Source organism: Enterobacter sp. HSTU-ASh6 (assembly GCF_026319105.1).
Classification (GTDB): domain Bacteria; phylum Pseudomonadota; class Gammaproteobacteria; order Enterobacterales; family Enterobacteriaceae; genus Enterobacter; species Enterobacter sichuanensis.
Window position 1 is genome coordinate 296,122 of record NZ_WSPD01000002.1, and the last position, 13,556, is coordinate 309,677.

At 56.3% G+C, this 13,556-nt stretch carries 13 protein-coding genes; 7 read left to right on the forward strand and 6 right to left on the reverse strand.

The window, feature by feature from the left end; translation table 11 throughout:
* The first annotated feature begins 18 nt into the window (after nt 1–18).
* Nucleotides 19–678: a fumarylacetoacetate hydrolase family protein gene (locus GM298_RS03790; RefSeq protein WP_262746439.1), complete on the forward strand. Its 660-nt coding sequence runs from the start codon at nt 19–21 to the stop codon at nt 676–678.
* Between the two features lie 93 nt (nt 679–771).
* Complete coding sequence (locus tag GM298_RS03795) at nt 772–1,212, forward strand: YcgN family cysteine cluster protein (protein WP_095450103.1); 441 nt, start codon at nt 772–774, stop codon at nt 1,210–1,212.
* Between the two features lie 127 nt (nt 1,213–1,339).
* On the opposite strand, the gene dsbB is transcribed toward GM298_RS03795, so the two are convergent.
* Together dsbB and nhaB are read right to left on the reverse strand one after the other, a co-directional pair.
* The gene (gene dsbB / locus GM298_RS03800) at nt 1,340–1,870 is read right to left on the reverse strand and encodes a disulfide bond formation protein DsbB (RefSeq protein ID WP_045285485.1); all 531 of its coding nucleotides are present in this window, start codon (nt 1,868–1,870) and stop codon (nt 1,340–1,342) included.
* Nucleotides 1,871–1,942: 72 nt separating this feature from the next.
* Complete coding sequence (gene nhaB, locus GM298_RS03805) at nt 1,943–3,481, reverse strand: Na(+)/H(+) antiporter NhaB (protein WP_047958930.1); 1,539 nt, start codon at nt 3,479–3,481, stop codon at nt 1,943–1,945.
* A gap of 201 nt (nt 3,482–3,682) precedes the next feature.
* Between nhaB and fadR the strand changes: the two genes are divergently transcribed.
* Nucleotides 3,683–4,402, forward strand: a complete 720-nt coding sequence (gene fadR, locus GM298_RS03810) for a fatty acid metabolism transcriptional regulator FadR (RefSeq protein ID WP_025756873.1) — start codon at nt 3,683–3,685, stop codon at nt 4,400–4,402.
* Between the two features lie 66 nt (nt 4,403–4,468).
* Here fadR and GM298_RS03815 read toward each other — a convergent pair whose 3' ends face one another.
* Nucleotides 4,469–6,001 carry a SpoVR family protein gene (locus GM298_RS03815; RefSeq protein WP_025756872.1) on the reverse strand — a complete coding sequence of 511 codons (1,533 nt, stop codon included), beginning with the start codon at nt 5,999–6,001 and terminating at the stop codon, nt 4,469–4,471.
* Nucleotides 6,002–6,322: 321 nt separating this feature from the next.
* Between GM298_RS03815 and GM298_RS03820 the strand changes: the two genes are divergently transcribed.
* The gene (locus GM298_RS03820) at nt 6,323–7,621 is read left to right on the forward strand and encodes a D-amino acid dehydrogenase (protein ID WP_025756871.1); all 1,299 of its coding nucleotides are present in this window, start codon (nt 6,323–6,325) and stop codon (nt 7,619–7,621) included.
* A gap of 9 nt (nt 7,622–7,630) precedes the next feature.
* A complete protein-coding gene (gene dadX, locus GM298_RS03825; RefSeq protein WP_025756870.1) occupies nt 7,631–8,701 on the forward strand; it encodes a catabolic alanine racemase DadX in 1,071 nt (356 codons plus the stop codon).
* A 94-nt stretch (nt 8,702–8,795) separates the two neighbouring features.
* Here the strand turns inward: dadX and GM298_RS03830 are convergent, their stop codons facing one another.
* Both GM298_RS03830 and ldcA read right to left on the reverse strand, forming a co-directional pair.
* Nucleotides 8,796–10,529, reverse strand: a complete 1,734-nt coding sequence (locus GM298_RS03830) for a potassium/proton antiporter (protein WP_266153614.1) — start codon at nt 10,527–10,529, stop codon at nt 8,796–8,798.
* A 97-nt stretch (nt 10,530–10,626) separates the two neighbouring features.
* On the reverse strand, nt 10,627–11,541 hold the full coding sequence (ldcA, locus tag GM298_RS03835) for a muramoyltetrapeptide carboxypeptidase (protein WP_262783629.1): 915 nt from the start codon (nt 11,539–11,541) through the stop codon (nt 10,627–10,629).
* Between the two features lie 106 nt (nt 11,542–11,647).
* Here ldcA and emtA point away from each other — a divergent pair, with 106 nt between their 5' ends.
* Entirely contained in the window at nt 11,648–12,259 is a 612-nt protein-coding gene (gene emtA, locus GM298_RS03840; RefSeq protein ID WP_025756867.1) for a membrane-bound lytic murein transglycosylase EmtA, read from the forward strand.
* A gap of 38 nt (nt 12,260–12,297) precedes the next feature.
* Here emtA and ycgR read toward each other — a convergent pair whose 3' ends face one another.
* Nucleotides 12,298–13,029, reverse strand: coding sequence for a flagellar brake protein YcgR (ycgR, locus tag GM298_RS03845; protein ID WP_025756866.1), 732 nt, complete (start codon nt 13,027–13,029; stop codon nt 12,298–12,300).
* A gap of 206 nt (nt 13,030–13,235) precedes the next feature.
* Here ycgR and GM298_RS03850 point away from each other — a divergent pair, with 206 nt between their 5' ends.
* Nucleotides 13,236–13,490, forward strand: coding sequence for a GlsB/YeaQ/YmgE family stress response membrane protein (locus GM298_RS03850; RefSeq protein WP_008502662.1), 255 nt, complete (start codon nt 13,236–13,238; stop codon nt 13,488–13,490).
* Nucleotides 13,491–13,556 lie beyond the last annotated feature (66 nt).

Consider the following 13,556-nt stretch of genomic DNA (forward strand, 5'->3'; position numbering starts at 1 on the left):
ACCGTTTAGGGGTCGACCATGTATCAACATCATAACTGGCAAGGGGCATTACTGGATTATCCCGTCAGCAAAGTGGTTTGCGTGGGCAGCAACTATGCCAAACATATACAGGAGATGGGCAGCGCGACGCCAGAAGAGCCGGTCCTGTTCATCAAGCCAGAAACGGCGCTGTGCGATATCCGCCAGCCGCTGGCGCTGCCACAGGGGCTTGGTTCGGTGCATCACGAGGTTGAACTCGCCGTGCTGATTGGCGCGACGCTGCGACAGGCTTCAGAAGAGCATGTGCAGAAAGCGATTGCCGGATACGGCGTGGCGCTGGATCTGACCCTGCGCGATGTCCAGGGCAAGCTGAAGAAAGCCGGGCAGCCGTGGGAAAAAGCCAAAGGGTTTGATAATTCCTGCCCCATCTCGGCGTTTGTTCCGGTGAGCGAATTTACCCACGATCCGCAGAACACACCGCTCAGCCTGAAGGTTAACGGCGAGATCCGCCAGCAGGGCACCACGGCTGACATGATCCATAAGATTGTGCCACTGATTGCCTACATGAGCCGCTACTTTACCCTGAAGCCGGGGGATGTGATCCTGACCGGTACCCCTGAAGGCGTGGGCCCGCTGGCGAGCGGTGATGAACTGGAAGTCGGGTTTAACGGCCTGGCGCTGAAAACCCGCGTGCTGTAATCCCACTTTGCCGCCTGAAGAGGGCGGCAAAACTTGCAACAACGTGCCAGACTCGTTATAAGGTGCGCTTTCTTTTGACGTGTGGACATCCCGATGAACAACATCCCTTTCTGGCAAAGCAAAACTCTCGACGACATGACTGACGCGGAATGGGAATCATTGTGCGACGGCTGCGGGCAGTGCTGCCTGCACAAGCTGATGGATGAAGACACGGACGAAATTTACTTCACCAACGTGGCCTGCAAGCAGTTAAACATTAAAACCTGCCAGTGCCGCAACTATGAGCGCCGCTTCGAGTTCGAGCCAGACTGCATCAAGTTAACCCGTGAGAACCTGCCCACCTTTGAATGGCTGCCGCATACCTGCGCGTATCGCCTGCTGGCGGAGGGGAAAGATCTGCCGGCATGGCATCCGCTGCTCACCGGTTCAAAAGCGGCGATGCACGGCGAACGTATCTCAGTACGCCACATTGCGGTGAAAGAGTCCGAGGTGCGTGACTGGGAAGACCACATCATGAATCACCCGACTCGTTGAGAATAAAAAACCCGCCGAAGCGGGTTTTTTTATTTGTGTTTGTGCGGCCTGATGCCCTCAGCCCAACCCTCTCCCACGGGAGAGGGCGCAAACACTAAAAACGGCAACCGAGGTTGCCGTTTTGCGTTTACCTTCCAAAAAGATCGCGTTTCTTCGGTTTGAACGGCTGAGCAATCAGTACCAGCAGCGCCACGACGAAGTAGGCGGCAAAAATACCCACCAGCCACTGCGGCATCTCCAGGGTCAGGAATTCCCACTGACGAACGGAGCAGTCACCGGATGCAACGAACACCTGCGGCAGCCATTTATCCAGCGGCAGCCAGCTCGGGAAGCGGGCGGCAAAATCACAGGTCATAAAAGGTGACGGATGCAGCTGCATCATGGTGTGCTGCCAGGAGAGTTCAAGCCCTTTCCAGGCGCTGTACAACCAGATCGCAATCGCGGCATAGCGAAGCGGCGATTTCGGCGCAATGGCGCCGACCAGGCCTGCACCCATAATGCCAAACAGTGCGCAGCGTTCGTAAATACAAAGCACACAAGGCTTGAGCCCCATAACATGCTGGAACCACAGCGCGACCATTTCCAGCGCAAAGGCGGTCAGGGCCATTAACAACCACGCTCCGCGACCGCGGGAGCACTGGTTTAAAAATCTCAACATAATCATTTCCCTGGAACATGCTTAGAAAGCGCATTGTAAACTAATTCATTTATCGCGCCACCGATACCTGTTTTACTGCGCCGCAAGTATACCCGCTTGTATCATCCACTGCGTACAGGGAATGAGGGTAATTTTGACGCAAAGCAATCCCACGAACGTGAGCACCAGCGTATAGGGCAGCGCCATCCATACCATCCTGCCATAAGAAAGCCGTATGAGTGGCGCGAGGGCAGAGGTCAACAGGAACAGGAAAGCGGCCTGGCCATTGGGCGTTGCCACCGACGGCAGGTTGGTGCCGGTATTGATCGCCACGGCCAGTAGCTCAAACTGACCGGCGCTGATGACGCCTTGCTCCATCGCGGCTTTGGCTTCGTTGATGTAGACCGTCCCGACAAAGACGTTATCGGAGATCGACGAGAGCAGGCCATTAAACAGATAAAACAGCGAGAGCTGCGCGTCCGGTGCGGCCTGTAAAACAAAGGCGATAATCGGCGCGAACAGGTGCTGGTCGATAATCACCGCCACGACGGCGAAGAATACCGCCAGCAGGGCGGTAAACGGCAAGGCTTCGGTAAAGGCTTTACCGATGGCATGTTCATCCGTCACGCCGGTAAAGGTGGTGGCGAGAATAATGACCGACAGGCCAATCAGCCCCACTTCGGCAAGATGGAGCGCCAGCGCCGCAATCAGCCAGACGCCGATAATCCCCTGGGCAATCAGACGCAGCGTCTCCTGGCGCGTCCGCTGGCTTCGGCTCTGCAGATCGAATTTATGCAGCTCCTGGCGCACCGGCTCTGGCAGTTGCGCCCCATAACCAAAGAGACGAAATTTCTCCACCAGCAGACAGGTCGCCAGACCGCAGAAAAGCACCGGTACGCTCACCGGCGCCATTCTCAGGAAGAAATCGCCGAAGTGCCAGCCCGCCGCTTTGGCAATGATCAGGTTTTGCGGCTCACCCACCATCGTCATTACGCCCCCGAGGGCGGTACCGACGCCGGCATGCATCATCAGGCTGCGCAGGAAGGCGCGAAACTGTTCCAGGACTTCACGGTTATGGGCCTCGACGTGGCTGTCATCCTGCAGATCCTCGCCCGGACGAGAGGAGGCGACACGGTGGTAGATACCGTAGAATCCAACCGCGACGCTTATCACCACCGCGACCACCGTCAGTGCATCCAGGAAGGCTGACAGGAAGGCTGCCGCGAGGCAAAACGCCAGCGAGAGGAACATTTTCGACGGAATGCTGAGCAGCAGACGCGTGAAAATAAACAGCAGCAGCTGTTTCATAAAGTAGATGCCCGCCACCATAAACATCAGCAGCAGAAGCACTTCAAGATTTGACGCCAGCTCCGCTTTGACGTGCTCCGCGCGGGTCATGCCGATCACCACGGCTTCAAACGCCAGCAAGCCGCCGGGCAACAGAGGATAACATTTCAGCGCCATCGCCAGGGTGAAGATAAATTCCGCCACCAGCAGCCACCCGGCAACGAACGGGTTCACATAAAAGAGGAGAGGGTTAACAACCAGGAACACCAGAAGTATCAGTTTGTACCAGTCAGGAGACTGGCCTAAAAAATTGCGCCACAGTGCGCGACCAAAAGAAATTTCCACGACAGACGTCCTTCCCCGTCAAGTAAGACAAAACATCAGTATACGCAAAAATCACGGCCCGGACGCGGATCAGCGCGCATTGTAAATTTCACAAAAATGAAACGGTGATCCCTCTTTTCTCTCGTTGCCGCGCTACCTGCCACTGCGTGCCTCTGGTATGATGAGTCCAATTTGCTAAAGCTGTGTAATGGAAATCTCACTATGGTCATTAAGGCGCAGAGCCCGGCGGGTTTCGCGGAAGAGTACATCATTGAAAGCATCTGGAATAATCGTTTCCCTGCGGGGTCCATTCTTCCTGCTGAACGCGAACTCTCTGAACTGATTGGCGTCACTCGCACCACGCTGCGTGAAGTGCTCCAGCGGCTGGCGCGCGATGGCTGGTTGACGATCCAGCACGGTAAGCCAACAAAAGTAAACAACTTCTGGGAAACCTCCGGGCTGAATATTCTTGAAACGCTGGCGCGCCTCGATCATGAAAGCGTGCCGCAGCTCATTGATAATCTGCTCTCCGTTCGTACCAACATCGCGACGATCTTTATTCGCACGGCTTTTCGTCAGCACCCGGACGATGCCCTTGCGGTGCTGGCCAGCGCGAACGAGGTGGAAGATCACGCCGACGCGTTTGCCACCCTCGATTACAACGTGTTTCGCGGTCTGGCGTTCGCCTCCGGCAACCCGGTATACGGTCTTATCCTCAACGGTATGAAAGGGCTCTATACCCGCATCGGCCGTCACTACTTTGCCAACCCTGAGGCGCGTAGCCTGGCGCTGGGTTTCTACCATAAACTGAGCAAGCTCTGTTCCGAAGGCCTGCACGATCAGGTTTATGAAACGGTGCGTCGCTACGGCCACGATTCCGGTGAAATCTGGCACCGGATGCAGAAAACCCTGCCGGGTGATTTAGCGATTCAGAGCCGCTGAAATAAAAAACCTCTCGTATGAGAGGTTTTTTTTCGCCCGGTGGCGTTTCGCTTACCGGCAAAAAAACTACAGCGTATTCAACCGCGCCGGGCAACGCTCCAGCAGCTCGACGCTCCCGTCTTCATTCTGCTGCTCCAGCAGCACGTCAAAGCCCCACAGACGATGCACATGCTTCAGCACCTCTTTGCGTCCTTTATCCAGCGGCGCGCGATTGTGCGGAATATAGCGTAGCGTCAGGGAACGGTCACCGCGCAAATCTACATTCCATACCTGAATATTCGGTTCAAGGTTGCTCAGGTTGTACTGGGAAGAGAGGCGAGAGCGGATCTCCCGGTAACCCTCTTCGTTGTGGATCGCTGAAATCTCCAGGTAGTTGTTACGGTCATCATCCAGCACGGTGAAGAAGCGGAAATCACGCATGATCTTCGGCGACATAAACTGGCTGATAAAGCTCTCATCCTTAAAGTCACGCATCGCAAAATGCAGCGTTTCCAGCCAGTCAGAGCCGGCGATATCCGGGAACCAGTACTTGTCTTCTTCGGTTGGCGACTGACAAATACGTTTAATGTCCTGGAACATGGCAAAACCAAGCGCATACGGGTTGATACCGCTATACCACGGGCTGTTGTAGGGCGGCTGGAACACCACATTAGTGTGGCTGTGGAGGAATTCCATCATAAACCGCTCGGTGACTTTTCCCTCGTCGTAAAGATGGTTGAGAATGGTGTAGTGCCAGAATGTCGCCCAGCCTTCGTTCATCACCTGGGTCTGCTTTTGCGGGTAGAAATACTGGCTCACCTTGCGCACGATGCGCAGGATCTCACGCTGCCACGACTCCAGCAGCGGGGCGTTCTTCTCCATAAAATAGAGCAGGTTTTCCTGCGGTTCAGACGGATAACGACGCGCTTCGGCGACCGCTTTCTCCTCCTCACGCTTCGGCAGGGTACGCCACAGCATATTCACCTGGCTTTGCAGATACTCTTCGCGGCTTTTCTGCCGGGCTTTCTCCTCCTGCAGGGAGATTTTCTGTGGGCGTTTGTAGCGGTCAACGCCGTAGTTCATCAGCGCGTGACAGGAGTCGAGCAGTTTTTCCACTTCGTCCACGCCGTAGCGCTCTTCGCAGTCGGTAATGTATTTACGCGCGAAGATGAGGTAATCGACGATGGAGCTGGCGTCCGTCCAGCTGCGGAACAGGTAGTTGTTCTTGAAAAAAGAGTTATGCCCGTAGCAGGCGTGCGCCATCACCAGCGCCTGCATGGTAATGGTGTTCTCTTCCATTAAATAGGCGATACACGGATTGGAGTTTATAACAATCTCATACGCCAGCCCCTGCTGGCCATGCTTATACAGCCGCTCCGTTTCAATGAATTTTTTACCGAACGACCAGTGCGGATAGTTAATTGGCATCCCGACGCTGGAGTAGGCGTCCATCATCTGTTCGGACGTAATGACTTCAATCTGATGGGGATAGGTATCCAGGCGATACAGCTTCGCGACCCGGTCGATTTCGGCGAGGTAGACATCCAGCAGCTCGAAGGTCCAGTCGGGTCCATCGCTCAGACGTGTGTTGTCCTTGTTCAGGGAATCAATAGTAGCCATTAGCGCGCCCTCGTTGTGGGTGCTCTCTCTGTCTGGAGAGCCTCCTTTCAAGCATAGATCAACGTGTTAAAAAGCGTGCTGGGGCAGAAATTTTTTCTTTGCGATTTCGCGTTTTTGATACGGCAAAAAAACGGTATCTCTCAGCATATTATGCTGGCTAAAAATAACGCGCAGCAGGAGATCCCAAATTAGCCCTATCCCCTGATGCTGGGGGATGTGTGAGGCAAGTCACCATAAAAAAGTCGTATGTTGAATAATATTTTCAACTAGGTTATCAATCTGTAATTAGAAGATTGTTCTTTTGCACATAATGGAGTGGCTATGCGTGTTGTCATACTGGGAAGTGGTGTCGTTGGGGTAACCAGCGCCTGGTATTTAAGTCAGGCGGGACATGACGTCACCGTTATCGATCGTGAGCCAGGCCCTGCGCTGGAAACCAGCGCGGCGAACGCCGGGCAAATCTCCCCGGGCTATGCGGCGCCGTGGGCGGCTCCGGGTGTTCCGCTGAAAGCGATTAAATGGATGTTCCAGCGCCATGCGCCGCTGGCCATCAGCCTTGACGGCACGCAGTTCCAGCTCAAGTGGATGTGGCAGATGCTGCGCAACTGCGACACCCGCCACTATATGGAGAACAAAGGGCGCATGGTGCGCCTGGCGGAATACAGCCGCGACTGCCTGAAAGCGCTGCGCGCCTCAACCGGGATCGAGTATGAAGGTCGTCAGGGCGGGACGCTGCAGCTGTTCCGCACGGCGCAACAGTACGAAAATGCGACCCGTGACATCGCCGTGCTGGAAGATGCCGGCGTACCGTATCAGCTGCTGGAAGCCAGCCAGCTAGGTCAGGTTGAACCGGCCCTGGCGGAAGTGGCGCATAAACTGACGGGCGGTCTGCGTCTGCCGAATGACGAAACCGGTGACTGCCAGCTCTTTACGCAGCGTCTGGCGCAAATGTGCGAGCAGGCGGGGGTGAAATTCCGCTTCAACACCTCTGTCGACAAACTGCTGTCGGAAGGGGAAAAAATTTATGGCGTGAAATGTGGTGAAGAGGTGATCAAAGCCGATGCCTACGTCATGGCGTTTGGCTCGTACTCCACCGCGATGCTGAAAGGCATTCTCGATATTCCGGTTTATCCGCTGAAGGGCTACTCGCTGACCATTCCGGTGAAAGAGGAGAGCGGGGCGCCGGTGTCGACCATTCTGGATGAGACCTACAAAATTGCCATTACCCGCTTTGATAACCGCATCCGCGTAGGCGGCATGGCGGAGATTGTCGGCTTTAACACCGAACTGCTGCAGCCGCGCCGTGAGACGCTGGAGATGGTGGTGGGCGATCTCTTCCCGCGCGGCGGTTTTGTTGAGCAGGCAACCTTCTGGACCGGTCTGCGTCCAATGACGCCAGACGGCACGCCGATTGTCGGGCGCACGCCGTACAAAAACCTGTGGACCAATACCGGACACGGTACGCTTGGCTGGACGATGGCCTGCGGCTCGGGCCAGCTGCTGAGCGATCTGATCTCCGGGCGCACGCCGGCCATTCCGTTTGACGATTTAAGTGCAGCACGCTATCAGTCGGGGTTTACGCCTTCGCGTCCACAGCACCTGCACGGCGCGCATAACTAAGGAGCTGTCATGTCCCGTCCTGTTCTCGCTCAGCTGAACCTGCAGGCCCTGAAGGATAACCTGCAGATTGTTCGCCGGGCAGCACCTGGCGCCCGCGTGTGGTCGGTGGTGAAAGCCAATGCCTACGGCCACGGCATTGACCGTATCTGGAGCGCGCTGAGCGCCACCGACGGCTTCGCGTTACTGAATCTGGAAGAGGCCATTCTGCTGCGCGAGCGCGGCTGGAAAGGGCCCATTCTGCTGCTGGAGGGGTTCTTCCATGCCGACGATCTGCCGCTGCTGGATAAGTACCGGCTGACCACCAGCGTTCACAGCAACTGGCAGATTAAGGCGATTCAGGATGCGAAGCTCCATGCGCCGCTGGATATTTATCTCAAGGTGAACAGCGGCATGAACCGTCTGGGCTTCCAGCCTGAGCGGGTACATACCGTCTGGCAGCAGCTGCGCGCCCTTAAGAACGTGGGTGAAATGACGCTAATGGCCCATTTTGCCGATGCGGAAAAACCGGACGGCATTGCTGATGCCATGGTCCGTATTGAGCAGGCGGCAGAGGGGCTGGACTGCCCGCGTTCGCTGTCTAACTCCGCAGCAACGCTGTGGCATCCTGAGGCGCATTACAACTGGGTGCGTCCGGGGATCGTACTGTACGGTGCGTCACCCTCAGGCCAGTGGCAGGATATTGCCAACAGCGGCCTGAAGCCGGTGATGACGTTGCGCAGTGAAATCATTGGCGTGCAGACGCTTAAGGCCGGCGACACGGTGGGCTACGGCAGCCGCTACCGGGCGACGGGTGAGCAGCGGATTGGTATTGTGGCAGGCGGCTATGCTGACGGCTACCCGCGCATCGCCCCGACCGGGACGCCGGTATGGGTGGATGGCGTCCGCACGGGAACGGTGGGCACCGTATCGATGGATATGCTGGCCGTTGACCTGACGCCATGTCCGCAGGCGGGCATCGGTTCACCGGTCGAGCTGTGGGGTAACGAAATCAAAATTGATGACGTGGCCGCCGCGGCGGGGACGGTAGGGTATGAACTGATGTGCGCGCTGGCACCGAGAGTGCCTGTTGTGACGGTGTAACTTGAGTTCGCCGGGTGGCGCTAACGCTTACCCGGCCTACGTTCGAGGGTTTTGTAGGCCGGGTAAGGCGAAGCCGTCACCCGGCAAAAAACCGCTACTCCACGTCCTCTTCCCTCGGCCTTAAGCCGACTTTCCGTACCGCGTTATCTTCTTTTTCGGCAACCGTCCAGATCATCCCGGCAAACTCCACCTGGTCGCCCACTACCGGGGCCGCGCCAAGCCGCTGCTGGATGATTTCGCCCAGCGTTTGCTGGTTATCACCGTCTTCAGCCCCCTCATCCAGACCGTAAATCAGGGCCACATCCGCAAATTTGGCGCTGGCTTCCAGAATAAAATCGCCGAAGAAACGCTGGTCCAGCGCCACCGGCGGCGACTGGCTGAACAGTTTGCCCAGCGCGGGCAGGTCGCGCTCGCGGCCTATCACGCACAGAATGTCCCCTTCGCGCAAACGGGTGCTGCCGGTCGGGTGCAGCAGGACATTATCGCGGAACAGGGCGGCAATCCGCGTGTCGGCGGGCATGTGCAAATCGCGCAGTGAGGCGCCCACGCACCATTTGTCGGCGCTGAGCTGATAGACAAACTGTTCCCACGGGTTTTCCGGGTGGATGTCCAGCCCGACGCGGGATACCGGCCAGCCCACAGGCGGTACCACCACTTTGGCTTTTTTCGCCGCCCACCCGAGGGACGTTCCCTGGAAGAGCAGCGAAATCAGCACCACGAAGAACGCCACGTTAAAGAACAGCCGGGCGTTATCCAGACCGGCCATCATCGGGAAGACGGCAAGGATAATCGGCACCGCGCCGCGCAGACCCACCCAGCTGATAAAGACGCGCTCGCGCAGGTTGAAGCCGCGAAACGGCAGCAGCCCCGCAAACACCGACAGCGGACGGGCGAAGAAGATCATCCACGCCGACAGCAGCAGCGCCGGAACGGCGATGGGAAGCAGGTCCGAGGGTGTCACCAGAAGCCCAAGCACCAGGAACATGCCGATCTGCGCCAGCCAGGCCAGTCCGTCGAAGTTTTGCAAAATGGCATGACGGTTGCGGATAGGGCGGTTGCCCATCAGGAACCCGCACAGATAAACGGCGAGAATGCCGCTACCGTCCAGCGCTGTGGTGACGGCGAAAATAAGAATGCCGCCGCTCAGCGCCAGCAGCGGATAGAGTCCCAGCGGTAGCGATATGCGGTTGATGGTCTGCTGTAACAGATACCCTCCCGCCAGGCCGATGAGTATCCCCAGGCCGAACTGCTGCAGGATATGCCACGCAAACATCCAGCTCAGCCCGCTTTCGTGCTGCTGAATCATCTCGATAAGCGTGATGGTGAGAAACACCGCCATCGGATCGTTACTGCCGGATTCAATCTCAAGCGTGGAGCCCACGCGTTCGTTAAGCCCTTTACCACCGAGCAGGGAGAACACGGCTGCCGCATCGGTTGAGCCGACGATAGCGCCAATCAACAGTCCTTCCATGATATTGAGATGGAAAAGCCAGGCGGCCATCATCCCGGTGAGGCCTGAGGTTATCAACACGCCGACGGTTGCCAGCGACAGTGCAGGTCCTAAGGCCACGCGGAAGGAGCTCGCCTGGGTGCGCATCCCGCCGTCAAGCAGGATCACGGCCAGTGCGAGGTTACTCACCATATAGGCGAAAGGGTAGTTATCGAAAGGAATACCGCCGATGCCATCAATGCCAGCCAGCATGCCGATGGCAAGGAAAATAACAAGAATAGGTATGCCGAGACGCGATGAAAATGAACTTAATAAAATACTGCTGGTTACAAGGACCGAACCCAGAATGAAAAGACTGATTATCGCTGCGGCATCCAATGTTCTCTTACTCCCACCTCAATGTTAACGCTGTTACTAAAACCCTAACATATTAACCACGGCAACAGCGTTTTATTAAGCGGGTTTGACGGCTTTTTTATGCCTTTATGACAGGATGGCCGCTGAGGGTGAGCCGGCTGCCCGAATCATTATGAATCAGGGAGGCGTGCGCCCCCAGCGGCAGGGTGACGGTTTGCTGCTCATGACCGAAATCCAGACCGGTAATGACCGGAATATCCAGCCGCGAGCGAATAAAGTCGATCATGGTCTCAAGGGTGTAACCCGCGTCATAATCATTAGGCGCAGAGCCGCTAAAGCTGCCCAGAATAATGGCGGACTGGCGCTCAAGAATACCGGCATGATAGAGCTGCAACAGCATGCGCTCGACGCGGAACGGATGTTCGTTGATATCTTCCAGCACCAGAATGCCATCCTCGATGTGCGGCAGCCACGGCGTGCCAATGAGCGAGACCAGCATCGCCAGATTGCCGCCCCAGAGCTGGCCTTCACACTCCCAGTGCGGCCCATTGCCTTGCCACTCCACGCTGTAGGTCGGATTGCGCAGCGCGCGCCAGAAATGGTCCATGGTAAACGCATTCAGCTCCGGCGCACCGACGTTACCGGCCAGCATCGGGCCGCTGAAGGTAATGACGTTATGCAGCGCCAGCAGCCCAAGCTGGATGACGGTGAAATCGCTGTGGCCGCAGATCAGCAGCGGATCCTGCTGCTGACGCTGCGCCAGACCCTGCCAGTCAATGCTCTCCAGCAGACGGCTCGCGCCATATCCGCCGCGTACTGCCAGAACGATCTGGTTTGCACCCTTCAGGTTCACCAGGCTGTTGATATCATTCAGCCTCTGCGCCTCCGTGCCGGCAAAACGCTGCTGGCGGCGGGGGATAATCGTCTGATTTTCTACCTGATGGCCGGACGCCAGCAAACGCTGAACGCCCCGCTGTGCCGCGTCCTGGTTAATGCAGTAGCCGGATGGCGCGATGAGATGAAACTGAGACATGGCAATTCCTTACTGAATGAGAAACTAATTGTCTATATCATGCCGCTTATACGCTGCCTGCTTCAAGGGCGGCGCACCGCGATGACCGGCTATAAGGATAGATGACGTGAAATTAAGATGGTTTGCTTTTTTGATTGTGTTGCTCGCTGGCTGTAGTTCAAAGCATGATTATCAAAATCCGCCGTGGAACCCGGAAGTGCCGGTGAAGCGGGCGATGCAGTGGATGCCGATCAGTGAACAAGCCGGGAAGGCCTGGGGCGTCAGTCCGCGTCTGATCACGGCGATTATTGCGGTGGAGTCCGGCGGTAACCCCACGCTTGTCAGCAAGTCCAACGCGGTAGGGCTGATGCAGCTTAAAGCGTCAACGGCGGGGAGAGAAGTGTACCGCTATATGGGCTGGAGCGGCCAGCCGTCAACCAGCGAGCTGAAGAACCCGGAGCGCAACATTTCAATGGGCACAGCCTATCTGAGCATTATGGAACATGGCGTGCTGAAGGGCATTGAGGATCCGGATGTGATGCAGTACGCGCTGGTGGTCTCTTACGTCAACGGTGCCGGCGCGTTGCTCAGAACCTTCTCATCAGACCGCAAAGAGGCGATAGAAGAGATTAACGGCATGGACAAAGACGAATTCTTTGAGCATGTGGTGAAAAATCACCCGGCACCACAGGCGCCTCGTTATATCTGGAAAGTACAGAAAGCGATGGATGCCATGTAATGCCGCAGACGGGCGGCGGTCACGCTGCCCGATTTTCCTTACAGAATTTTATTGGCGCGCTCCCGCGCCTCTCGCTCCAGCGAGTAGATAATGCGCTGCAACTCACGCTCTGCACCGGGACCGACATTGAGGAAACGGAAACTCAGACGCGGGGTGGTGATGGTTTCATTTTTGCTGTCCACAACGGTGCGATCGCTGATAGCAATCAACTGCGCGTCGAAATAAAAGCGACCCCAGCCACCCATATCCAGTTCGATTTGTGTAAACCGCATGCCTTCTACCAGTCCGTCAGGTTTCGGCGTATCCATCAGTGCGCCCATACCACCGAGCGACAGATCGAAGAGACGGAAGCGGATCTCTTTTTTGTCCGGCATTTTTGCCTTACAAAAATAGGCGGGATGAAGCGGGGCGTTGATGCGGAAATATTCACGACGCTGAACAAACCAGAGATTGGAGGGAAGCGGGGTCACAAAGGCCGGGAGTCCCTGGTATTCGCGCAGTTCCAGTCGCGACAGGACAAACTCCACTTTAGCTCCCTGGGTTTCGGCCATCACCGCGAGATTCTCCGCTTTCAGCGCCGCACGGTTTTCATACTCCTGACTGCCTAAATCAATCACCAGCCGCTCCTGCGAGGCATCCAGGATCTTGCTGATGAACTGATTATTCGACCAGCTAATGCGCAGCGGCACTTCGCCTTTTTGCAGGTCGCGTAATACCCCTAATACAGCCAGCGGATTTTGCTTGAGGAACTGCTCACTGTAATGACTCACGCCGGATGGCTCCTTGATAAATGACAGACTGTCTTAGCGTTATCGGCACGCTGCAATGAAACTTAATACAAACCGGTGAGTTTTTTTTCGGCTTACGCAAAGATAAGTCGGTGAGATGAAAATGGTTTTCTGGCGATGACCTATACTTAAGTTAGCTGCGCAGAAGGTTTTCTGCGCATGCGTTAAACCTGCAAGAGGGCATCGCTATGGGTATCATCGCCTGGATTATCTTCGGTCTTATTGCTGGCGCTATCGCGAAATTGATCATGCCGGGAAACGACGGCGGCGGCTTTATTTTGACCTGCGTACTCGGGGTCGTTGGTGCGGTTGTGGGCGGCTGGCTGGCGACGATGTTTGGCTTTGGCGGCAACATAAGTGGTTTTGACCTGCACAGTTTTCTGGTCGCTGTTGTGGGCGCCATTGTGGTGCTGGGCATATTCAGGTTACTGCGACGAGCATAAATTAACGGAAACGGCTCTCTGCGGAGGGCCGTTTTTTTTGCCTGAATATTGATTTGTTAATCTAAA